The sequence below is a fragment of the Ammoniphilus soli genome (genome assembly GCF_040813775.1).
The window spans coordinates 1-24,157 of sequence record NZ_JBEGDL010000030.1; the positions used below are offsets into that span (position 1 = coordinate 1).

Here is a 24,157-nt window from a genome sequence, read left to right on the forward strand (position 1 = left end):
CCTCCGGTTTAAATTACACAAAATGCGGTTTTGACGTAATTAGTTAACATAATATTATTTATGTAAACTAGGTGCGAATTAGAACATGAATGAATCATTTCTTTATAAAATCAGAGCTTGTCCTAATCAAATAATTTATGGTTTGTGCGGTCCAAAATATATTTTTTCATAGAGCATTCCTGAGAACAAAACTTTTGTAAATAACTATCTAAGTCTGGATTCATAATCGTGTACCAATGAACATTAAGTTGGTTATTAACTTGATTTCCGCAATGTGAACAATACATAATCTCGAATTTTGATCGATCATTAAATTGACGTTCTTCAATAAAATGATCCAGTTCTGACTTCATCTGATGTTTTAATGAATTGAAATCCATATCCAACACCTCATGAGATATATTTCCACCATGTTTTCATTATACCAAACACTAGTTCCCTCATCAATATATATTAATTTCGCCAAACACGTATTTTGCGTAATTAAAAAGAAGAAGAATGGATAAGAAAAATATCACTCACCTTTGATTCCTTTCCTCCATAAATAGATTAGAATATGTTAGCCAAGCGATATTATCAATTGGATGACTATATAATAATATTTAAGTCCTCTCTCTATTCATAATATGTTTGAAATATGAGAAATGAGGGTAACCTATTTAGGATGCACCCTCATTTCTTCTAAATCAATGACAAATTTTCCTCTTAACAAGATATCAAGCCCTATAATTCCGTTGATGCCAAATCCCTCGTGTAGACCACCAAAATATAATGGAAACAGGTCAAATTCCAGTCATTTCTGCCTCCGGGATTTTCTGATATCCTTCGGCCATAAATTGGTTGAAATCTGCAAATTTGATAATTTTCCAAAAATAAAACTCCCTAATTTCAATTCCCGCTCCAGCAAATGTTTCCTGAGTTGTGGAAATTTTAGAAAATAAGAATAAGAAATTTTTTTCTCACTCCACTCGATACTTATCAATAATTTTCGTGTTTAATGTGACCCCCAATCCCGGACGTTCAGGAACTTTCACATATCCCCGTTGATCAATTTCAATTTCTTCATTAAATAAGTATGTTCTCAGGTCATTTTGATTTCTGTCAAACTCTAATAATCCTCCATTGGGGATGGCAGCCATAAAATGCAGGTTTGCAATGACCGTAGGCCCTGAACCGAAACCATGGGAAGCCACCGGCAAATGATAGGCTTGGGCTAATGCGGCAATTTTCCGCGTTTCCGTAATTCCTCCACACCAAATGATAGAGGGCGAGATGATATCCACCGCTCTTCGAACAATGAGTTCGCGATACTGCGGAAGAGAGGTGCATGTTTCATATCCGCAAATGGGAACGTCGAGGACCCGGGCAACATGAGCACTTCCTTCAATATCATCAGTGTCCACTGGTTCTTCTATCCATGCAAGATTGTATTTCTGCAATTCCTTCCCCATCTGAATGGCCATGGATGGCGTCCAAGCATTATTGGCATCAATGGAAAGTTTAGTTTTACGACCAATGGCTTCTCGGACAAGGCGAACACGTTCGATATCCTCCTCCAACGATACTGTAGCATAATCAGAACTCGGCATATCATGCAGAGGGCTCCACATCGATTCTTTGCTGCGTCCCACTTTGATCTTTATGTGTGTAAAGCCTTCTTCCACATAATTACCACACTCTTCCGCCAGATCCTGGGCACTTTTGTTCTCACGGTAAAAACCGGCACTTGCGTAAGCCAGCACTTCATCCCGATATCCCCCCAGCAGTTTATAAAGTGGGGTCTTGGTCGCTTGTCCGATAATATCGTACAAAGCCACATCAATGCCTCCCATAGCCATGTAAAGTACGCCGCCCCGGCCATGCTGGTGAGACGGAATGGCCATCTTCCTCCACAAATATTCCACTTTAAAGGGATCCTCTCCAATCAATCGAGGACGAAGCTCGTGGAGGATAACGGACTCGGCCACTTCCAGAGGACCACCTGGAATTGCTGCTTCTCCGATTCCCACCAATCCTGTATCAGTGTGCACTTGAACAAGCAGTAAGCTTCTCGCTGACGCGAAGTGAATGGCGTCGGCCATGGGAGGCTCCACTGGATATAATAGTTTGATAACGGTAATATCGGTAATTTTCATATGCGCATATCCCCTTAGGTACATAATTATTAGTCATTTACTTTTCTCATTTAAAAAAGAGGAGGAATTTCTTCCTCCCCATAGGAGTTATGGGTGATGCCTGTTAACATATTCGGAGTTTAAATACTCCAAACACTTCCTTCATCTAAAAAGAGAGTCTATGGAGTGTTTAAACTGATGAAGGTACACTCCAGTAAAGTCTACCTTCACCCATTAATCCTTATCCTATTGGTAGATTCCACTCGTAATTCTTATATCCAAGGCGCTTTCTAGTGTATACACTTCTTGTTCAACATGGGAATTTTCCACTATTTTTAAATACGATATCTCAGATAAGGAGACAGTCGCGTGCCATACATTTTTGTATAAGCAAACCGGCTGATCCAGCAGGAAGGCTTCGATTTCCTCCGGTGATTCGCACGAGGCTACGACGATCACACTAATGCCAGTTAAAGGCTCAAAGGTTTCGCGTGTATTCGGATGGAGCCCTAATTTGGTAATGCTGTCTCTATTGACTTGTGAAACAGCGATTCTCCAACCGTCCGCCCATGGTTCATCGATGATAACTTGAAATCGTTCCCCTCTCACAGGGTTAGGCGCAATAATTTCACCATACTTTTTAAATTTCTCTGGCGTTAAATTTTGTAATGAAATTATCATATTCTTCTCCTCATCTTACGTAATATCGATTCTTGTCCGAATATTTTGGTTACGAAGATCCTGCTCATGCTGCTCATATTTTTTGAGCATACCTTCGTCGAATCGGATGCCATGGCCAGGATGAGAACTCGGCTTGATCTCGCCATTCAAAACTTGAACCGGATTCTCGATAATGCCCATCTCCGATAATCCCGCTCCCCGCAATCCTTCAAAGAATAAGATGTTAGGAGAAGCACAGCCCAGATGAGCGATCAACTCCATACCGAAATGAGGGGCAACCGGAACGTTGTTTCCTTCCGCTAATTTTACGATTTTCATGAACTCGGTGATTCCGCCCACTCGATAAATGTCAGGCTGTACGAAATCACAGGCTCCTTGATTGATGAACTGGGCGAAGTGATATTTCGTATAAAGGCTTTCCCCGATCGCAATTGGCGTTTGGCACTTTTGACGAACGTAAGTATGTCCCTTGATATCATCGCTCAATACCGGTTCCTCAAACCAATACAAATCGGCAGGCTTTAAAATATCCATTCTTCGAATCGCGTCAGCCGGATACCATTTCTGGTTGGCATCCACCATAATGTTGACGGTCCGACCTACCAGCTCCCTGACGGCTAACAGGCGATCCAGATCTTCATAGGGATCTTCTTTCCCAATTTTCATTTTGATCGATCTATATCCTTGGGACATAAAGGATTCCATTTGCCCTAACAGCTCATCCTTGTTCAAGTGAAGATTCACCCCGCTTCCGTATCCGGACAGTGATTCTCGATAACCGCCAAATAAGCGGTAAAGAGGCTGTTTTAAGGACTGGCCTAAGATATCCCAGATCGCAATATCGAGGGCAGCAATGGCATGCGTGGTGACTCCCGTTGAACCGATATCATGGCTTTCCAGCCACATTTTGTTCCAAAGTCGTTCGTATTGGAAAGGATCTTCACCTAGAACTTTTTGAACCAAGTAGTGGTCAATCAGATTCTTCAGGGCACTTCCCCCCACCCCAACGCTAAAAGTCCAGCCTGTTCCGGTTAAGCCGGTATCGGTCTTTAGCCATACGATCACAAACTCCAGGGATGAGAACGCGTAGTTGGAAGATCCCCAATTTTCAGTGAGAGGGACACGGTAAAGTCCCGATTGATAATCCACAATCTTCATCGCTTTACACTCTTTTGACTGAACGCAAAAATTGTTGAGCACCTTGCGCCATATAAGGAGTGAGAATTGTAACGATATAGCGGCAGCCTAACTCGACGTATTTTTGTGCTTGTTCGACATTTCCCACATAGGTCCCCGCTATCTTTCCTTTACACGTAATCTTGCGGATACATTCTTCTACAATACTGATAAATTCAGGGTCATTCGGATTTTTCGCATATCCCATTGCCGCGGACAAATCTCCCGGTCCGACAAAGAACACATCAACTCCCTCTATGTTTAGGATTTCATCCAATTTCTCGACTGCTTCCCTCGTTTCAATATGAACACACACCAATTTTTCTTCATCGGCATCGGTTAGATACGCCCCACGATTCGGATACAATCCAAAGTGGGCTGCACGGGTCTGATAAGCTACCCCCCGCTCCCCATAAGGAGGATAATGGGCGGCCTGAACCACTTTCGTCACTTCTTCTGCATTGGAAGTCAACGGAACTTGAATGCCATTCGCCCCGTTATCTAAGCTTTTTTGAATATATTCTGGGCGGTTTTGGGGAACTCGTACGATCGCTGGAACACCTGCGCATTGAGAAGCGCGAATCATATTTTCGATGGTCTCTTGATTCATCGATCCATGCTCATTATCGATGAGAATAAAATCGAACCCCATCCGTGCGGTAAATTCGGTCAAGCCAGGGGAGCCGAAGGTGACAAAGCACCCAAACAACGGCCTTTCTTTTAACTCCTGCTTCCAACTCTTAGTTAGCATTTTACCGCCTCACCTTTCTGCACTTCCACTCCTGCTAATTGTTCCAAAACGCGAACGACGACAGAGTGGTCCTCTTCGCCTAACCCCATGGCCATGCTGCCCTTATACAACTCATGGACGATTCCTGTAATCGGCATGGGGGAATCAATGCCCTTGCTCAATTCCAAAGCCAGGCCCAAGTCCTTATACTGCAGTTTGCTTTTGAAGCCCGGATTGAAATCTCTTTCCAGAACATGAGGCGCCCTCACTTCTAGTGCCCAGCACCTGGCCGCACCGCCACTCAACACCTGGACGATTTTTTCTGGATCCACTCCTGCTTTGGTTCCCATCACCAGCGCTTCTCCCATGGCGGCCAATGTCGCTGCAGCTAGGACCTGGTTGCAGGATTTAACGACCTGACCTGATGAAGACGGTCCCACATGAACGATGTTCTTGCCTAAGACTTGAAAGATTGGCAGACATTTTTCAAAAACTTCCCTTTGCCCTCCAACCATAATGGATAGCGTTCCTTGGATCGCCCCATTCTCTCCTCCACTAACAGGAGCATCAAGCATAAAGGAACCTGTTACGCGGATCTGCTCGGCCAACTCGCGTGTAGCCTGGGCTGATATCGTACTCATGTCAATGACCACTTTTCCCTGCTTCAAGGAACGAATAACGCCATGCTCCCCGAGAATTACCTCTAGAACATCTGGGGTATTCGATACCATGGTAAAAATGATATCCGCCCGCTCCGCAACCTCGGCAGGTGAAGAAGCAGGAATCGCCCCTTCCTGTTCCATTTCCAGGACAGAACCATGGCTACGATTATACACATGCACAGAATATTCACTTGACAGTAAATTTTTGACCATGGGCTTCCCCATAATTCCTAACCCGATAAATCCTAATACTGGTTTCATTTCCTTCCTCCTCGGTTATGCCTCTAATTTTCTTATATGTCTTGTGACCGAAAAACCACCATCCAAGGTAATCATAGCCCCATTCACCGCAGACATTCTCGGGTCGCACAGAGTGAAACACATCTTTGCAATCTCATCATTGCTTATTGTCGGCAGAAGTGGTGCCTTATCGTGTTGATGGAGTGCCCTGAGTTGGCCCACAAAATGATTTTGATTTTCGGTATCCGTCCATCCCATTACTAGAAGATTGGTGCGAATGCCATATTCCGCCAGTTCAACTGCAGCGACACGGCCTAGATTATTCAGTGCTGCTTGGCCGGTGGAGCAATAGGAAAACTTTTGTGTAGGCACATTGGACGTAACATGAGACAGAATGACGATTCTCCCTTCGATACCGTTTTTCACCATGCTATTTCCAACTGCTTTCAGCCAAAAGGCACCGCCTTGCAATTCCTGGCGCATCTCATCAAATATCCGTTCTGCAGACTTGCAGTCTAGAATCGATGCGTTAAAGACGGTTTGAGGAATATAAATTAACGCATAAATTCCTTCTTGTTCCTTTTCCGCATCGGCGACGACTTGGTTGATCTCTGCTTCTGTCACCGCATTGCTTAAAGTCACTCCGTATCCGCTTTGCTCAAAGGCATGCCGAATTTCTGCACTTAGGGCGGGATATCGGAGGGCGTTTGCTATTAATACATTTTTCATCGTGGTACACTCCTCTTTTCCTCGCTAGATTTTATTCCTTATTACAGAGACTTAATGAAAGCACCGCCATCTACTTTGATAAAAGCACCCGTAATGGCTTGACCTTCTTCCCCTGCCAAATAAGCAACACCTTTTCCTACATCCCAAGGGGTGGCTGCCTGTCCCAAAGGAATGGTTTCCATCAAAGCTTTCTTCCCTTCTTCCGTTTGCTGTTCCGGTTTGGATGAGTTAATATTCGTATCAACCCATCCTGGCATCACTTGATTAACCGTAATGCCGTACGGAGCTAGTTCGAGTGCTGCCGATTGGGTCATATGGTCCATTCCAGCCTTTGAAGCAGAATAGATTCCCATCGTAAGCGATGGGCGTTTGGCATTGAGGGAGGAAATATTAATAATTCTCCCTTTCACCCCCTGATCCACCATCATTTTGGCCGCATAATGGGAACAAAAAAAGGTAGCGCGGAGGTTAACATTCATAATCTGGTTAAAGCCGTCTTGGGAAATTTCCAGGACAGGCTCCCAAACGCAAGTTCCTGCATTGTTCACCATAATATCGAGTTTCCCAAATTCTCTTTTGATCTGATCAAACATCGGTTGAATCTCTTCCGCTTCCGACAAATCCCCTTGAAGAAGCAACACCCTGTTTCCTATCGAGCGGAGCTCCTCCGCTACAGCATGGGCTTCTTCCTCTTTCGATCGATAATGAATCACAAGATCTGCTCCATCCTCGGCCAGACATTGGGCTATTCCCCGGCCGATTCCTTTGAACTGGCCTGAACCTGTAATGAATGCAACTTTTCCTTTTAATCTCATGTGTCGCTCACCAACTCCTAGGTTTTTGATTACTTAATTGAAATGCAATTAAAACAGTAGATTCGGTAAAAACATGACGAGCTGTGGAAAGAGAGCCAAAACCACAACCAAGCCCAATACGGCTGCAAAAAACGGCAAGCTTTCAATCACATATTTATCCGTCGGGCAATCCAAGATGGAACAAACGGCAAACATGGCGACCCCTACCGGTGGCGTCATGCATCCGAGTGTTACAATGGTCATCATGAGAATGCCGAAATGGACGGGATCGATTCCTGCGGATTGGATGACCGGCAGAAAAATAGGAGTGAACAAAAGCGTTAAAACCGTACTTTCCATAACCATACCTGCGATAAATAAAAAGCCCAATATGATGAAAAGCAATAGATAAGGATTGGTTGTAATGCCGCCGATAAACTCCGCCATTGTCTTCGGAAGTCCATTATAGGCGGATGCATACCCAAATATGGCAGCTCCCGAGATGATCAACAGAATAACGCCATTATCGATGACACTATGGTGCAGAACTTCTTTAAAACTTTTCCCATCTAATTCACGGTAAACAAATTTACCAATGATAAAGGCATACACAATGGCAAACGCTCCAGCTTCTGTTGGCGTAAATATCCCAAATCTTATTCCAAGAATCAGAAAGACAGGGAACAGTAAAGCCCAAATGCTTTCCTTAAAGCATTTCTTCAATTCATCAAAAGTGGCAAATTTTTTACGTTCCACGCCGTAACCGCGTTTTTTCGCCACCACATAAGCAGGAACCATGAGAAACAAAGTCATTAATATACCGGGTATGATACCGGCAGCAAATAATTTTCCAATCGATACTTCACCGACAAATCCATATACGATAAGTCCCACGCTAGGTGGTATAGTAGCCGTAATAAGAGAGCTAATAGCAATAACACTCGATGCATAGCCTTTCGAATAGCCCTTGTTGATCATCGTAGGGCCCAAAATACGAGCCTGCATCGAGGCATCCGCAATGGCTGATCCTGAAATGCCCCCCATTAGGGCACTCAAAACGATACTCACTTGAGCCAGTCCACCTGCCAAATGACCGGTTAATACGTTGGCAAATGAAACTAACCGCTTGGTAATGCCAGAAGCATTCATCAACACACCGGCAATAACAAAAAAAGGAATAGCCAACATAGGATAGGATTGAGTAATTGTCACCATTCTTTGTACAACAATGGTCAATGGCAGACTTGGCTCAGTCACGAAATACAATAGACTAGCTATCCCGATGGCAAAGGCAAGTGGCATATTAAGCAGTAAGAGGAAAGAAAACGAAATTGCAACTAAAGCCATCTTATATCTCTCCAATCATCGTTAAGTTCGTATCAAGTACTAAGTACGACCTTTATATAGATCGCACTCAGTACATGAACTATATATGACATATTCTATGAAACATATTGATCTTGCACATATTCACTAGCTTTCTCATGATTTAATAGACACTCTTTCAATTTTCCTACAACCGTTGCAAACATGGTTAAGCTGCCAATGGCTAAACTAAGGGTAACAAAGGAATAACTAACCGATAGTGAATTAATCATGCGGTCCCAATTTTCGATGCTCAATTTGATTCCATAGATGGCTAGCACGATGAGGAAAGCACCCATTAACATATAGTGAAACATCTCTAGACCTCGTTGCCATTTCTTAGGGAAATATCTAGTCAACACATCTACTCCGATATGAGAACCGTTTCGCAGCGCCTGGTTCGCCGCCAGAAAAACAAACCATGGAAAAAGCAACGTTGCCATATCAACTGACCAGCTAATAGGAATTCCGAGTGAGCGTAGTACAGCGGCAAAAAATACGAGCAGTACTATCCCGACAAGCAGGAACTCTGTGACCCATTTTTCGAATTGAATTATTCGAGAGAAGAAATTATTCATTTGATCACCATCTCCTTGATTAATTCTTGCCGATGATCCCACGAATTTCCTTTTGAAGTTCCCTGAATCCAGGAAAATCGTCGTAGACCTTGTCCGTTGCCTGCATGAAAGGGGCTAAATCCACTTCATTAATCGTCAGGCCTTCCGCTTTCATTTTTTCTTCCAATTCGGAGGAATCACTAATAATCATCTCCGAAGCATAGTCTCCTGCATTCAACGATTCTTCCAGGAAAATCTTTTGATAATCCTCTGGCAAACTATTAAACCAATCATTTCCGACAACTAGTCCCGTCATTAACTGAAAATGTCCCGTTTTGGTCAGATAATCGACCGTTTCATAAAGTTTGGAACCGTACGTACCCGCGTTTTGCGCTTCAGCGCCATCGATCACCTTTTGCTGCAAGCCAGAATAAATCTCCGCCCACGCCATAGACGTTGGCTTAGCCCCCATAGCTTCTACGGTTGCTTGCCATACCTTTGAGCCAGTCGTTCTGATCTTCAAACCTTGTAAATCTTCAGGTTTTTCTATCGGTTTATTGGTTAGCATATGGCGTGCCCCTTGGTACCAGTTAAAGGAGGCTACCTTGATCCCTGCTTTGTCAGCCACTTGTTGAGTCCAGCCATTAAACAGGTCGGAGGTCACCAGCTTTTTCCCTTCTTCATAAGTTTCATACAGATATGGGGCATCAATCACTCCAATTTCCGGCACATAGTCAGCTAAGCGTCCTGCATCGACCAGTAATCCCACATTGGCCCCTGCTTTGGCCTGCTCCAATACATCCGGGGTATCTCCTAATTGGGAATTCGGATATACTTCAACCACTAATTTCCCATTCGTCCGCTGCTTTACATTTTCACTTAATTTATAGAGGCCCTTCGTTAGGGGATCGTTTTCATTTTGCGTGTAGCCTACCTTGATGAGATAGGTTTCTTCCTTACTTCCACTAGCAGCGCTAGAGTTTGTAGAACTAGAATCACTGGAACACGCAGCCAGGGAAGCGCTTAAACATAGTGCCAGTGTAGTCATCCCTAATTTTTTCATGGTCTTTGTCATTTTTCTCATATAGATCCCCCATTTTTCTGCTATTTAGACTTTGTCAAATCCGCTTCTTTTTTCTCAAATCCTTGGACTTTCTTTTCCGAAAGTTTTCTTTTCCCTAAAACCGCTCCCTGGGCGATCGGCTGCACTAATTGAGCATATTGGGAAAGCCAACTTGGCTTTAATTCCCGCTGCAGAGGAGTCCAACGCTCCAGGCGGCTTTGCAGTTCCTCCTCTGTGATGCTAAGAGAAATCTTACGATTCACCAGATCAATGTTTACCAACTCTCCTTGTTTAATCACAGCTAACGGCCCGCCTGCCGCCGCTTCCGGCATTAATTGGCCGACGATAATCCCTCTGTTTAAGCCGGATAGCTCACCGTCCGTGATCACAGCCACAAAAGGAGCGATCCCCGCGCCATTTAACGCAGCCACAAAGCTGGCAGCAAAAACCGTTCCCGGTCCCCCCATAGGACCCATACCGCGAAGGACCACCACATCCCCTCTTTGAATTCTTCCATTCCCCAGCGCTTCAATGGCTTCGTCCTCGCCATCAAAGATATTTGCCGGTCCAGTAAAACTATGGATCTCATCCGGTACAGCCGATAATTTAACGATTGATCCATCGGGAGCCAGATTTCCGCGCAGAATAGCAATTCCAGGCTTTTGACTTTGCGGATTTTCCAATGTCCGAATGACTTCTTCCTTTTTGATTACGGCATCCGTAATATTTTCCCGTACGGTCTTCCCCGAAGCCGTAAGGATATCTAGGTGCAAGTGAGATTCCAGTCGTTTCATAACGGCCTTCGTTCCACCGGCCACTTCCAAATCTTCTGTGCGGTACGGGCCGTTCGGTCTTACCGCCGTAAGCAGACGGATTCGATCAGACCATTTCTCATATAAGGCAACCACATCAATATCTAACTCCGCTTCGGTTGCTACCGCCGATAAATGCCGAACCGTATTCACAGAACCACCTACAGCCAAGGTGACCATAATTGCGTTCTCAACGGCCTCTTTGGTGATGATGTCCCGCGGGCATACGTTTTCATTCACTAGGCCCACAATTCTTTCTCCCGCTTTCTGAGCATATTCATATAATCTACGGCTGTTGGCTAGAACCGGGGAATTGCCGGGTAAGGACATCCCTATCGCTTCGGCGATGATATGCATAGAGTTGGCCGTTCCAAGCCCCGCGCAAACACCAGGGGTCTGGATCGCCGATTCTGTCATTTCCGTTAAATCGTCGAGAGACATATGGCCGCATTCCACTGCTCCGATAGACTCATAGACATCGTCAATATCTACGAATTGGCCTAATTTATCACACATCCCACCGATTTGGTAACCGCAGGTTAAGAGAATCGTAGGTACATTTAATCTCGCAGCAGCCATAAGGTGAGCCGGGGTTGTCTTATCGCATGAGGATAAGCAGATCATGCCGTCCAAGACAGCCCCTTCCACCATGACCTCGACTTCATTGACGATCAAATCCCGCGTTGGCATCAGATATCTAGCTTTTCTGCCCGCACTTGTGACAAAGTCACTCGGCGCAACCGTCCGCACTTCAAAAGGAAGGCCCCCAGCTTCTCTGATTGCTTGTTGTACAGCTTTCGACACATCATCCAAATGAATATAACAGCTTGATAGGGTAGAAGATGTGTTGATGACGGCGATTTTCGGTTTGTCAAAATCCTCTTCTTTTATTCCCATGCTGCGCCACTGACTTCTGCGGACAGCCCATCTTGTTGTTCCTTTTTCAAAGTTGCTTCTGTACATACTATTCTTCCTCTCCTATATCTTCTATTATTGTACGATCCACATGATTTTTCATAGAATTGATGGCTTTTTCAATATCTCCTTCTGCTATAGCCCTCAGGATATCGAAGTGCTCATCACTAAGGCTGCGTTTATCATCCGGTGCAATCCCAAGTCTCCCCCAAGCTGTTAACCACGCATGGTGAACCCACCTTTGCAATAGGGCCAACACCGGATTATTCGCAACATTAGCCAATTGTTTTTCAAAACGAAGGTCCAAGCTGCCGATTTCTTCATCATCTTCCTGTTCTCCTTGAGACTCCAGCAATTCACGAATAGTATCCCAATCTCCATTCTTTCCCTTATCTGCTGCTAATTCGACAATCTTGCACTCTATTGCAGCTCTAGCTTCAGCTAAGTTTTGGAGGAACTGTAAGTCCACTTCTCTACCATTCAACAAGAAATCAACAGGTTCAACGTGATTTCGTTGCTCGCTGACATACGTTCCACTTCCTATTCGAATTTCCACTTCTCCCATCGCTTCCATTGCTTTCAAGGCCTGTCTTATGGAGGATCGGCTTACATTGAGCAGTTCTGCCATATCTCTTTCCGATGGAAGTCTTTCTCCATGTGACAACTGATGGTCATTTATCATGGAACGAATTCGACTAATCACGGTTTGATAAACATCCACCCGTTTAATGGGGACAATGTTAAATTTATTTTTCATTATCTTATCCATGAACCATCGATCCTTATAAAACAGCGCCATGAGCTATCATCAGCGATCTCACTTGCTGTACATCGATCTGCTTCGGCGAAATTCCCTGTTCAATACTTAGGTATGCCGCCATGCCGGCTGCAAATCCCTGTTCAAAGCATTGGGCCGTCACTCTTGCCGAGGCCAGTGCTTCGTGTTCCGCTGAAATGCATCTTCCCACCGTCATGATCTGCTCAATCTTCTGAGGTAGCATCACTTCAAATGGAATTTCATAATAATCGTCATCCAAATGCACAATCTGCACTTGTTCCCCATGTACTTCAATAGGCCAGGCACTTCTAGTAATAGCGTTTTCAAATTTGCGGGCTTGAATCACATCCTCATTGGTTAGGGTATATTCTCCTAAAATGGTACGAGTTTGACGAATTCCGATTTGGGTTGCACTTTCCATGATATAAGCGTTTTCAAATCCAGGAACATAATCTTGGAGAAATCTTTCGTATTCTCGAATTTGACGTCTGCCCTCCAGTTCGCTCCAGGTTAAATCTTCAGTTACTGTTCCGTTTACGGTCCCGCCATTTTTCTTGGAAATGCGTGTCGCATTAATCAAGGCTTCATTTTTTCTAGGGGATGGAAAAAGGAAAATATGCCGACGCGGCAAATGATAATGTCCCGTTTGTACTGCTAGGTCTATCCTTTTTTCCAATTCCTTTTGGTGTAGTGGCGATACCTTTTCCCAATCCACATTGTTCATACGAAAAATCATTGTGGGGGATTGTATGGAGCCCTCTCTGCCGAAAATATATGGTGCACCGGCTTTGACAGCCACATCCCCATCTCCCGTCGCATCGATAAATACTTTGCCTCGGATAGCGGATCGCCCATCTTTATTTTCAAAAATAATTCCGGTTAGCTTGTTTTCCTCCATGATGACATCTGAGAATGCGGTATGGAACAAGACATGCACCCCCGCATTCATTACGAAGGAATCGGCCACTTCTTTCCAGGACAGCGGGTCATGTACACTTAACGCGGTATGTCCAAATTGAAAGGGTTCAGCAAGACCCTGTTTTTCTTTCAACGCTTCGGCAAATCGTCCAGCAAACCCATATACAATTTGTTTCAACTCTTGTTTCACTGAAGAACTGTATAGTCCCCCGATCGATCCAGACAGCCCAGCCACCGTCATCCCGCCAAAAAAACCATAACGTTCCACAATGAGTGTTTTCATCCCTTGTTCTGCCGCGGTTACAGCCGCAGCCACACCGGATGGTCCGCCTCCTATTACGACTACATCCATCTCTTCCATAACCGGTATTTCTCGCAGCCCTTCTTTATATCTCTCCAAGTACTTTCTGCCTCCTTCCAATAATTCTGGTTTAAGGACTAGGGTCTGACCAATTATCTGGTACGGGTGCTGTGGTCCTACCAATCAACCCTAAATATTTTATTAGTCACAATATTCAGTTTTAAAAAACTGAAGCGAGTACTCTACCTCCTCCAAATCCTCTAATCTGGACTACAGAACATGATTTTTTGTGATATCGCTTTCGATAGATCAATATTAACAAATAAAATGTCTAAATAATCTCCGATTCTTGCTGAGAAATATCGCTAGATTGCGGTAAAAAATTTAGCCCAAAACAAAATGGTATGATATACTATTAAAAAAATTAGGAATAGAATGGAGGCCACGGGATGAGTTTACTTGATAACTTTCGACTAAACCTAAACCCTGTCTATTTCGCCTATCGAAGAACTTCTACGGAAACGGACAGCTTCAAAGGGATTTTCCACTTTCATCAAGGATTGGAATTAACCTACGTTCATAATGGATCAGGTACTGTTGTTATTGAACAAGAAACCTATGAAATGAATCCCGGAACATTGTACATTTTTCAGCCTTATAAGCTTCATCAATTATCAGTAAACATCACTGAAGAACATCCCTTTATACGATCGATCCTGCTTTTTGAACCTAGCATCTTCGAGAATTATTTGGAAAGATTTCCGTCTTTGCATCTTTTTCTTCAAGACATCCTTAATAATGAAATCCCTTTCAAAACGCTTGCCATTGATGAACAGGAGATTAATAGCCTTTGGAAGTATGAGCACAGAATACAGGACTATAGCCAAAACCTTATTTCTATAGAAGAACATGCGCTGTTCATTATCGGTTATTTAAGGTGTCTTCAAAACGTAGTAAACCATAACAGTCAACGACCAACGACTCAGCTGCGGAAAACGCATCGTGCAGAGCAGATTATGCAATGGATTGACCAAAACTATACCAAGGAATTTCGTCTGGAGAACATCGCCAAGGATCTCCATCTATCTCCTTACCATATTTCTCACTTATTCAAAGAAGCCACGGGAAGTACGGTATCTGATTACTTAAGCGTACGAAGAATTCAGCAAGCCTGTTTGCTATTAGCAACCTCTGAAAAACCGATCTCGCAGATTTCGGAAGAAATCGGTCTGATTAACACCTCATATTTCTGTCAACTCTTTAAAAAGCATATGGGTTCTTCTCCCTATCAATATCGATTACAGCTCAAGAAACGAAAATGAGGCATATTATACGAAAAATGGCTCTACTGGAATACAAGCTAAACTAGCTTCTTATTCCAATAGAGCCTTTCTATTGTTTTATTTTGGAATGCTAGAAGATTTAATGCAAAAAGCAACGGAAAGGGCTCCCCAAAGGCCCAAAACGCCTGCCAAGATAAACGCGCTGGAATAACTATTGGTTAGCTGAATCATGAAACCTGTTACGGTTGGGCCTATAATGCCCGAGATATTGCCCATGGCATGCATAAATCCGCTCGCACTTCCTACATTTTCACTTGAAACACTATCTTGTATAATGGCCCAATAGGCCGGTGCCGTAAGATACATAAATCCAATTCCAACTGTCATGAACGCAACGGCCTCAAAAACGCTATCCGTTAATCCTGACCAGCCTATACAAATTGAGGCAGAAAGTAAGCAGATCACGAGAACAATTTTTCTGGAAAATAGCTGTCTCCCCGTTAATTTATAAATAGTATCGATTAGTACTCCCCCAAACGTGTAGCCTAAGGCACCAACTAGCCACGGTATCGAAGTGACAATGCTCATTTCCGCAATACTTAAGTTCTTTGCATCGGTTAAATAAGTAGGAAACCAGGTAAGGAAGAAAAAGAGGATATAGTTGAAGCAAAAAAGCGAAACACCTGTCACCAATACCGCCGGTTGTTTTAGTATCTCGAAAAGGGAAAGCTTGGCCCCTGTTATTCTTGCTTGCGTTGGGGAGGATTCCCGACCTTCCAGGATCTTTTCCAGCTCCTTTTTAGCAACTTTAGGGTGTTTGACAGGATCATCCACAAACATTTGATTCCATGCAATCATCCACATGATCCCAATTACAGCAAGAACAAGGAAGGCATATTCCCATCCTAAATAGATGGCCATGAAGCCTACTACTGGACCGGCTAAAGCACCTCCCAACGGGCCGCCCGCTTGATTGATCCCAACAGCTCGAGCCCTTTCTTTGACTGGAAACCAGTTGTTTACAGTCTTATTTGCAGTTGAGCCAATAGGGCCTTCTCCAATCCCAAAAAAGAACCGAATAATAAACAAGGACCAAAAATTAAATGCCAAAGCTGTCAAACCGCAGAATAGTGACCAAATCAACATCGACCATGAAAACACTTTTTTGGGCCCCATTCGATCAGAGAGATAACCTCCGATAAAATTAAACAGAGCATAGCCGATAAAAAAACTGCTAAAAATCATTCCCTTTTGTGTTGGATCCAATTGAAATCGTTCGGATATAAACGGCATCGCTACAGAAATAGCTGCGCGGTCGATATAATTTATCACCATCGCGAAAAATAGCATTAACAGAACAGTCCATCTGTAATTTCTAAACACGGTGTCTCCTCCAACCTTCTGTTAATTAGAGGTATTTACAGTTGCTTTTTCTAGATTCTATGTATCTTAAGAGTATAACATATAGCTTGAAGCCTTGGGTCATGCAATTAGGATCAGCTCATAAGATCCTCTTTGCTACGCTAACAGTTCACTGATTTACTAGTTGTACTCTCAGTTTTTCAACCTCAAATTCCAAATACCCTTTTAACAAGTCACACAGAAAACCGATCAATTTATTCATATACAATTATTCCTCTTTCGACTTGTTTTATATATTTTTAGGTGTCCAAACACAAGTTCTCTTTTTAATATATCATATTTTCTCCAAATCTGTATTTTGCGTAATTAAATAAATTAAAACAATTTAAATGAATTTCCTACTCTAACTCTCGTTACATATTTTAGCTATACAGTCCTTTACTTCGATAAATTGAAAAAGACTGCCGAAGCCCTTATCACATAAACGGACGTTTTTGAGATAAAATAAGTCCTCTTAATTTTATTAGCTTGATCCTATCTTCCAATGTTTCAAAACCTATATCCATTTGTATATTTATACCATTAACTAATATTCAATAACTTACCTCCAATTCCTTTGGAGTTCAATATCGATAACAGATTTATCAAATCCAAACCAGACACGCAACTTCAAGACAATATTAGCTGTTCTATTAATGTAATAGTTTTCATTTATTAATACAAAACAACATAATTCATAAAATCTTGTACAGAACATTTTAAAAATGAACCATCCTATCAAATACGAAAAGGAGGGCTATAGCGTGAAGCTAAGGATAATATTCCTTGATATGAAAAAACCTGTGTTTGAAACTGAAGAAGTATATGTAACATTAATCAAAAACGGTGGTGATTCATTCCATATTGGACTGAAAGGACGAGGAGATAATAAGGTATTAGAAATGATAGAGAAAAACATCTGTGACATTCTTTCTATTGAACTTATAATGAATAATGATGGAACAGACATAAATAAAAAAAGTTATTCCTAATAAATACTCGACTCCCTTTTCGAAGTAGTCCTCCCATGAACATTAACAGTGTGGAATTAATTTTAAAATAAATTGATAATGATTATCAATTTTAGTATAATGAGAATGTGGAAGTCCCCCTTCTTTTAAGTTGACTTTTACTCGAACCCTATCTTTCTTTTTAGCTTACCTTTCAAAAGGTAGGCTTTTTTCTTTTGTAAAAAGACATAATAGAAGAGGAACCCCTTTTTAGTGCCTCTTCTTACATTTTTTATTTAACGAATGTCTTTAACATTCCCTATTCATGAAAAAAATGGTGGTTGCCGTTTCGAAACAAATCCCCCATCAAAGAAAGTGCCTCAACAGAACTAAAGTTTCGAGAAAAAACCGATCAGTAAATTCCCTAGTGAAACGAATCGAGTTCATTATAACAATACTTAGAATTCCCTCACCTAAACGGACCGGTATAGATTCTTGAATGATTACTTTTTCAGTAGTTATATATCCTTGGCTAGCCAACCCAACCAGCTACATAACTTATTGATGGACATCAATATAGTTTACTCTATAGTCTCTGGTTCTAGACAATACATCTGCATTAACTGGAGAGATGACTATTATACTCATGTACATTGTGGTTTTCAATCATTAAAAAATATAGAATGCATTGCGTAAGAGAAGTCATCACCAAGATCCAAGTCATAAGCTTGTAATCCACACCTACCGCAAACATCATAAAAAAGATAATTGGTAAGATCCGTCCAATTGTTAAAAAAATTTGTCTGGAAGCAATCAACTCTGTTTTCAATCTCTTCCCACTGCTAGGTAACTCTGACATGAGATGATACATATAACTGGTATAACAGATCCTTATTGCTGAACTAAAAAAAGCATTCCCTGCCATGAATATGAAGACTGTGGTGAAGTTAACTTCATAAATTAAAACAAGAGTTGTTAAAATCAAACCGATTGCCGATATAAGAGTGTAAGCGTGATAATATTCTTTTTTCCCAAAACGCCCTAACAACTGGCTCGAGAGAATAGTTACTATTCCAAAAAAAACCGTTAGTAATCCGACGAGACTCTCTTTTTGAACGATGTCATATAAAAGTATAGGTGGAAGTACCAATATAACTCCTTCTCGCAAACCCATTGTAAACCAGCCAAAAAAGTGCTTTTTCCAAACGGATTTTTTTATACTTCGTTTAAAAATAAACGGCAGTAAAAAGGTTTGAGAACGAAATGTCTCTTGTTTTAAAAAGAAGCTCCCGCCAATGATTAAAATAAAGATGCCTAGGGAGATGGCGAAAACTACAATATAACCAGTTAAATTTGGGAACCATTCGATCACGTAACCTGACACTAGGGGGCCTAAGATTCCAGCAAAAGCCATAACTCCAGATTCCCATCCAAAATATCGTAACCGATTGTCATTATTCGTTACATCATAAACGATCACCAACATCGCGATCCAATAAAAACCTTGTGCTAATCCATTGAGCATGCCGAATAATGAAGGAAATAGAGCTACCTTTTCCTGAAAAACAATGACCGCAAGAAAAAAGAAAGCCATCATAGAAATACCTAAACGAAAAGTAATCAAGCGATCTTTTCGTTTCGACATCCAACCCCCGGCAATAAATCCAACCACTACAAAAACAAACAACGAAATGTTATAGATGCCGTTCACAACCCAACTTTCTGTTAATCGCCACAAATAAATAGACAGAAATAACCCGGATAGTGAGGTGGATAGTCCGAATCCAAAATCAAGCCAGAGCAGTAATTTACTCTCGCGGGAAAGCCTACTATTTTCATTTATAGCCTTGAACAAGTGATCACCGCTTTTCTTCTAATTCCTTCATTATTTTATTGCGTATTTCGTATTTAGCCGAACAACAGACCACGGATAAATTATTTGGTTTTATTTATATCCACTATCTTGTAAGCTAGTAATTGTGCCCGTTTCACTCTGAAGTTGACTAATGGTCCATTTCATCCACAAGTTGTGCAGTAGTAATAGAGCCGCAGAACAATTAAAGATCATCGGCAACCCGAACTGAGATGCGATGGTCCCCATACCTATCGATCCCACCAATCCTCCCAGAAACAAAGCAGAATTGGAATAACTGTATGTTCTGCTTTCCATACCTTCCGGAGCATAATGTCGAATGAGAGCATTAATGGAAGGTGTCATACTGCCGAGGCACACCGGTAAAAAACCTTAGCACGATGAGTTGCCATAATTGGTATTCAAATGCTTGTGGAATAGAAAACAGTAGGGCACCAGAAACTGCATAAATTAAAATATATTGCGAGCCGAACTTGTCTCCATGGTTCCAGCCACGGAACCGGAATGTAAAATACCCAGTGCATATCCGGCCATCACTCCGTTTAATAAACGTAATAATAGTAAGTGAATATGGTTGGTCGCAAAACCCATTAACGTAATGATGATAGCCATGGAAATTCCAGAGCGAACAAGCATTAATTTTCGTCCATACCGATCGGCAAGTTTCCCCCAAATCGGAGAAATAATAAAGGCTGTCAGAAGGTTAGCTCCAAAAATGATAGACGACCACAATCGAACTTCCTCTGGATCGGTGATCCCTAATTGTTGCAAATAAAGCGGTAAAAACGGAGTGATGGTGCTCATAGAGGCATTGACAAGAAATTGCCCCACATACAAAATGATCAGATTTCGTTTCCACATCTCCACCGTGCTGACACGTTCCTTTCAATAGTAACAGCGAATCAAATTTTGAAAAATAACTACATCAACGCTTCACTTTGGGACAAGTTGAGCAGTAGTTCTCACTCGAGGAAACTTTATAATAGAAACAGCATGTTTTTCGGATGCGAACGGGTTGATCTGATGTAGAGATCGTACATTTCGGGCTATTATACTTTTTCAATGGATTTTCCGTATCTCCGAAAAGAGATGCTGGCGCTTCATGAAGCAGATATTGAAAATCTTCATGAATGCGAACCTTTTGCTGTTCACTAGCTCCTTCACCCATTCGCTTCTCGTACAGCCAATATACGTAGATGGCCGTATTTTCCCATAACACGGCGATGGGAATATCAGCTGCTTTACAAATGGAACGCCATATTTTCGCAATATTCCCAGCAAAAATGTTCCTGATCACTTGATCACGCCACACATGACGATCGCCATCTGTAGGCTGGGTTGCTTGCCAATTGGTTAAACGCACTTATGGAAGCCAGTTCTTATCTTGGTATACGGATTCAATATGACAATTTTCAAGAGAATGATCCCACCCTTTGTTAAACATCGTCATAGCATAAAGGCTGGGGACAACGGCCAGGAAGCTGTATCTCTTGGAAAACTGTGATGCTGCAACGACTTTGGATGGAGATTGTAATATATTCGTTACCCTTTCCAAATAAGCCAGACACTTTGCCTCGTCCAGCAAATCCGTCGAGGGAACGGAAAATTCCTGGTCCTGCGATGGGTTCATCGTTATTCGAAAATGTTTTGATAAGCAATCTGTTTCTTCCGGTTTAAACAAAGATAACATTGTGTGTTTCACCTTTTACCTTTCTGCCTCTTCCATGCGGGATACATAAAGGCGTACCAAACAATGGATCAACCGTTATTTCACACCCCATGTCAAAAACCACCTGGACCATTTCGCGAGTAATAATGTCTTCTGGTTTTCCTTGAACGTAAATCGTTTTATTATGAACGGCCACCATATGATGGGCATAGCGGGAAGCCAAATTTAAATCGTGAAGAACCATCACAATGGTTCTGTGTTCCCTCTCGTTTAATTCAAACAGCAGGTCAAGGATATCAATTTGATGGGTCATATCTAAATAGGTTGTAGGTTCATCCAAAAGTAGAACATCCGTCCCCTGAGCAAGGGTCATCGCAATCCACGCTCTTTGACGCTGTCCGCCGGAAAGAGATTCGACCGGACGATCAGCGAGGTCGTTCATTTTCGTATCTTCCAGCGCCTTGTGAACCATGAAATCATCTTCTTCCGACCATTGCCTTAGCCAGTTTTGATACGGATACCTCCCCTGCTTTATCAATTGCAACACAGTTAACCCTTCAGGTGCTATCGGTCCTTGCGGTAAAATGGCGAGGCTCTTTGCCACCTCTTTAGTTGCTAATTTTATAATTTCTTTTCCGTCTAACAGTACCGCTCCTTTCTGCGGCTTCAATAAGCGGGCAATCGAACGAAGCAGCGTTGACTTTCCGCACCCGTTACTTCCCACGAAAACGGTAATTTCCCCCTGTGGGATTGTTAGACTGAGGTCATCAATGATCGTTTCATTCGCATAAGACAGAGTCAATGATTTGGTCTCCAAAGCACGCATACTGTTTTCCTCCTTTATTGATGACGGTTCCGGTAAAGCAAGTAAATGAAGAAAGGCGCGCCAATCCCGGAAACGAATACGCCAGCCGGAAGATCAAGCGGCAAAAAGGCCGTTCTAGCCACCAACCACATCAGCCAAATATACAATGAGGCCGCCGATGAGAGCTGAGACAGGAACTAGACTGCCAAACGGTCGCCCCACTAATTTTCTTGCAATATGAGGAGCGATTAACCCAACGAATCCTATTCCTCCTGCATACGCAACGGCTGAACCTGCCAAGGCTACACTTACGAATAGCAGGCCAAGGCGATGCAACTGTACCTTTACCCCTAAGCCTGAAGCCACTTGGTCCCCTAATTCAAGCGCATTGGCAGTCTTGGAAAAGAACAGGGTCAAGGGAATAAAGATGAGAACCCAAGGCAGCATGGAATAGACGCTCTCCCAATTTGCTCCATAAACGCCCCCCGTCAGCCCCCCAAACATCTTCGCAAATTCAATAGCGAGAACAGGTTACTAAACAGAAAGCCTTGCAATTCTTTACATTCAGGATCGGACAAAACCTTTAGTTGAACATCTCTTTCAACCCCTTCGGTGATCATCCGTCCACTACTTTTTCAGGAAGATTCCAATAAACGGGACGGTTATCTTTAGGTTAACTATATTATTATTGATAATGATTATCAATAATAATTTTTAAATATTCTTATTGCAACATAAAGACAAAAAAACGCTTAGTCAATGGGTCCATGATTATCGGGATGAGGTAGAGGAAGAAATAGAAAAACAAAATATAACTCATACTAACAAGATGAACCAGACGTAAAGAAGCAATTAGATCAAGCTTAAAAGCGAATCGGAAAGCTTCAAGTAGAGAACGAGATTCTTAAAGTCTTACTAAAAAACGAAATAGAGCTAATCAAGGACTTGAAGTGGCCCAGACATGAATTAGCGTAAGCAACCGGTTCGTTGGTTTTTTCGAGTAGCCACCTTCGACTTACCATATCATCGTTTACAGTATCCAGTGAGACAACCATCTTCCCGAGGAGGCAGACCGTTTCCAGATATTATTACACGATGAAAGGCCAAAAACGCACTCGATGAAAAGATCAAGTCCTATCTCCTGCATCTGATCGGAGGAGACTGTCTACGGATACCGTAAGCTTACCAGCAGTTTGCAACAACGCTATCACCTGTTATCAACAAAAAGAAAATATTAACGTCTTTGCAAAGAGCTTGAGATTCTTCTACCACAGCATGAAAAGAAAGCTAAAGACCCCGTCGTTTGGAAAATAAGCGAGAAATTACGGGACCAATTCAGCCTTGGCAAATGGTCATCAATATGATTACGTGGCTGGGAAGAAACGTCACTTCTATCTATCCAGTATCATGGATGTGTTTGATCGCAGCGATGTGATAAGGATGCCATTATACAAGCAGCAAAACAATCCCTTTTACGCCTACAGTTATTGGATATAGCCTAATACTTTCCTTTGAAGGCAGTCTTATGGGTTGTTACATTACCTAATTATAATTTGAATAATTGGTTTATTTATATTACTGTGTTCTCTCTGAATTCCCATACTTTAAAAAAGGAGTAATAATCATTATCAAATAAGGATATAATAATATTTTCTTTTTTATTCCATGTTTATCCAAAATGTTAAATGGATATGATATTCTAGTATTAGTTACTCTAATCGAAAGGAAAATCGATAAAAGGAGTAAGAAAACATAATGACAGATAAATTAGCTCCGCTTCATGACATTTTTGATCGTACTCAACATAACATTCAAGCTTTTATGGACATTCTATCCCCTGTCATCGCGGAAGCACAAGATGATCATCAACGACTCTATTTCCATCACATCTACGAAGAAGAAGAACAACGCTTGGGTCGGCTTGAACAGTTCGTGCCAAATTTGGCGCGCTTTATCAGCGAAAATCAAGCAATAGAAGTTACCAATCCATTATTTATCTCTTTACTTCAAGATATTAACCTCGAGAAGTTTGCCTTACATAACTTTTTGGAGCATTTGGATTTGGCTCTTTATCAATTTCAGGATGAAGAGCGAAAACAGTCTTTGACGTCAATGCTAGAACAGACCAGAACCGACTATCTACAAGTGAAAGAGATTCTTTCCCACTTAAATGAACAATTTCTCCCTGATCAAAACCTATTTAAGGCTTCTGACCAACATCAGGTAAAGGCGGCAGCACATGATCATGACCATCATGAAGTTTCCCGGAGTACCCTTGTTTCTCCAACACGTAAGGGATTTAGTGTAGGTAGCCTTAAAGCAATAAGGTAAACGTAATCAG

23 protein-coding genes and 1 pseudogene are annotated in these 24,157 nt (G+C 42.1%); 4 read left to right on the forward strand and 20 right to left on the reverse strand.

Going from position 1 to position 24,157, the window contains the following annotated elements:
* Positions 1-959: 959 nt before the first annotated feature.
* The 13 genes from ABLT31_RS30400 to ABLT31_RS30460 form a co-directional block, all read right to left on the reverse strand.
* Positions 960-2,135, reverse strand: coding sequence for a mandelate racemase/muconate lactonizing enzyme family protein (locus tag ABLT31_RS30400; protein ID WP_367758771.1), 1,176 nt, complete (start codon positions 2,133-2,135; stop codon positions 960-962).
* A 225-nt stretch (positions 2,136-2,360) separates the two neighbouring features.
* Positions 2,361-2,795 carry an ureidoglycolate lyase gene (locus ABLT31_RS30405; RefSeq protein ID WP_367758773.1) on the reverse strand — a complete coding sequence of 145 codons (435 nt, stop codon included), beginning with the start codon at positions 2,793-2,795 and terminating at the stop codon, positions 2,361-2,363.
* Positions 2,796-2,810: 15 nt separating this feature from the next.
* Positions 2,811-3,953: a mandelate racemase/muconate lactonizing enzyme family protein gene (locus tag ABLT31_RS30410; protein WP_367758775.1), complete on the reverse strand. Its 1,143-nt coding sequence runs from the start codon at positions 3,951-3,953 to the stop codon at positions 2,811-2,813.
* 4 nt (positions 3,954-3,957) lie between these two features.
* Positions 3,958-4,722, reverse strand: a complete 765-nt coding sequence (locus ABLT31_RS30415) for an HpcH/HpaI aldolase family protein (RefSeq protein WP_367758776.1) — start codon at positions 4,720-4,722, stop codon at positions 3,958-3,960.
* On the reverse strand, positions 4,716-5,624 hold the full coding sequence (locus tag ABLT31_RS30420) for an NAD(P)-dependent oxidoreductase (RefSeq protein ID WP_367758778.1): 909 nt from the start codon (positions 5,622-5,624) through the stop codon (positions 4,716-4,718). Before ABLT31_RS30420 ends, ABLT31_RS30415 begins: the two co-directional genes overlap by 7 nt.
* A gap of 15 nt (positions 5,625-5,639) precedes the next feature.
* Positions 5,640-6,332 (reverse strand): SDR family oxidoreductase, encoded by a 693-nt coding sequence (locus tag ABLT31_RS30425; RefSeq protein ID WP_367758780.1) that lies wholly within the window; start codon positions 6,330-6,332, stop codon positions 5,640-5,642.
* A 41-nt stretch (positions 6,333-6,373) separates the two neighbouring features.
* On the reverse strand, positions 6,374-7,147 hold the full coding sequence (locus ABLT31_RS30430) for an SDR family NAD(P)-dependent oxidoreductase (RefSeq protein ID WP_367758781.1): 774 nt from the start codon (positions 7,145-7,147) through the stop codon (positions 6,374-6,376).
* A 48-nt stretch (positions 7,148-7,195) separates the two neighbouring features.
* A complete protein-coding gene (locus tag ABLT31_RS30435; protein ID WP_367758783.1) occupies positions 7,196-8,473 on the reverse strand; it encodes a TRAP transporter large permease in 1,278 nt (425 codons plus the stop codon).
* Between the two features lie 95 nt (positions 8,474-8,568).
* Positions 8,569-9,069 (reverse strand): TRAP transporter small permease, encoded by a 501-nt coding sequence (locus tag ABLT31_RS30440; protein ID WP_367758786.1) that lies wholly within the window; start codon positions 9,067-9,069, stop codon positions 8,569-8,571.
* A 19-nt stretch (positions 9,070-9,088) separates the two neighbouring features.
* Positions 9,089-10,132: a C4-dicarboxylate TRAP transporter substrate-binding protein gene (locus tag ABLT31_RS30445; RefSeq protein ID WP_367758788.1), complete on the reverse strand. Its 1,044-nt coding sequence runs from the start codon at positions 10,130-10,132 to the stop codon at positions 9,089-9,091.
* Positions 10,133-10,152: 20 nt separating this feature from the next.
* A complete protein-coding gene (gene ilvD / locus ABLT31_RS30450) occupies positions 10,153-11,886 on the reverse strand; it encodes a dihydroxy-acid dehydratase (RefSeq protein ID WP_367758789.1) in 1,734 nt (577 codons plus the stop codon).
* A gap of 1 nt (position 11,887) precedes the next feature.
* Positions 11,888-12,607, reverse strand: coding sequence for a FadR/GntR family transcriptional regulator (locus ABLT31_RS30455; protein WP_367758791.1), 720 nt, complete (start codon positions 12,605-12,607; stop codon positions 11,888-11,890).
* Positions 12,608-12,620: 13 nt separating this feature from the next.
* A complete protein-coding gene (locus ABLT31_RS30460; protein ID WP_367758793.1) occupies positions 12,621-13,934 on the reverse strand; it encodes an FAD-dependent oxidoreductase in 1,314 nt (437 codons plus the stop codon).
* A gap of 350 nt (positions 13,935-14,284) precedes the next feature.
* Between ABLT31_RS30460 and ABLT31_RS30465 the strand changes: the two genes are divergently transcribed.
* Positions 14,285-15,157 carry a helix-turn-helix domain-containing protein gene (locus ABLT31_RS30465; RefSeq protein ID WP_367758795.1) on the forward strand — a complete coding sequence of 291 codons (873 nt, stop codon included), beginning with the start codon at positions 14,285-14,287 and terminating at the stop codon, positions 15,155-15,157.
* Positions 15,158-15,235: 78 nt separating this feature from the next.
* On the opposite strand, the gene ABLT31_RS30470 is transcribed toward ABLT31_RS30465, so the two are convergent.
* Positions 15,236-16,501: an MFS transporter gene (locus ABLT31_RS30470; protein WP_367758797.1), complete on the reverse strand. Its 1,266-nt coding sequence runs from the start codon at positions 16,499-16,501 to the stop codon at positions 15,236-15,238.
* A gap of 782 nt (positions 16,502-17,283) precedes the next feature.
* Here ABLT31_RS30470 and ABLT31_RS30475 point away from each other — a divergent pair.
* A complete protein-coding gene (locus ABLT31_RS30475) occupies positions 17,284-17,511 on the forward strand; it encodes a hypothetical protein (RefSeq protein ID WP_367758800.1) in 228 nt (75 codons plus the stop codon).
* Between the two features lie 577 nt (positions 17,512-18,088).
* Here the strand turns inward: ABLT31_RS30475 and ABLT31_RS30480 are convergent.
* The 6 genes and pseudogenes from ABLT31_RS30480 to ABLT31_RS30505 all read right to left on the reverse strand — a co-directional run.
* On the reverse strand, positions 18,089-19,324 hold the full coding sequence (locus tag ABLT31_RS30480; protein WP_367758802.1) for an MFS transporter: 1,236 nt from the start codon (positions 19,322-19,324) through the stop codon (positions 18,089-18,091).
* A gap of 468 nt (positions 19,325-19,792) precedes the next feature.
* On the reverse strand, positions 19,793-20,203 hold the full coding sequence (locus ABLT31_RS30485; protein WP_367758902.1) for an MFS transporter: 411 nt from the start codon (positions 20,201-20,203) through the stop codon (positions 19,793-19,795).
* Between the two features lie 64 nt (positions 20,204-20,267).
* Positions 20,268-20,705, reverse strand: a complete 438-nt coding sequence (locus ABLT31_RS30490) for a (2Fe-2S)-binding protein (RefSeq protein WP_367758804.1) — start codon at positions 20,703-20,705, stop codon at positions 20,268-20,270.
* Positions 20,706-20,972, reverse strand: coding sequence for a hypothetical protein (locus ABLT31_RS30495; RefSeq protein ID WP_367758806.1), 267 nt, complete (start codon positions 20,970-20,972; stop codon positions 20,706-20,708).
* A 43-nt stretch (positions 20,973-21,015) separates the two neighbouring features.
* On the reverse strand, positions 21,016-21,837 hold the full coding sequence (locus tag ABLT31_RS30500; RefSeq protein ID WP_367758808.1) for an ABC transporter ATP-binding protein: 822 nt from the start codon (positions 21,835-21,837) through the stop codon (positions 21,016-21,018).
* A gap of 14 nt (positions 21,838-21,851) precedes the next feature.
* A pseudogene (locus ABLT31_RS30505) lies at positions 21,852-22,323 on the reverse strand (FecCD family ABC transporter permease); the annotation flags it as partial.
* 834 nt (positions 22,324-23,157) lie between these two features.
* On the opposite strand from ABLT31_RS30505, the gene ABLT31_RS30510 reads away from it, so the two are divergent.
* The gene (locus ABLT31_RS30510) at positions 23,158-23,313 is read left to right on the forward strand and encodes a hypothetical protein (RefSeq protein WP_367758810.1); all 156 of its coding nucleotides are present in this window, start codon (positions 23,158-23,160) and stop codon (positions 23,311-23,313) included.
* Between the two features lie 258 nt (positions 23,314-23,571).
* A complete protein-coding gene (locus ABLT31_RS30515) occupies positions 23,572-24,147 on the forward strand; it encodes an IMEF encapsulin system ferritin-like cargo protein (RefSeq protein WP_367758812.1) in 576 nt (191 codons plus the stop codon).
* The last annotated feature ends 10 nt before the right edge of the window (positions 24,148-24,157 follow it).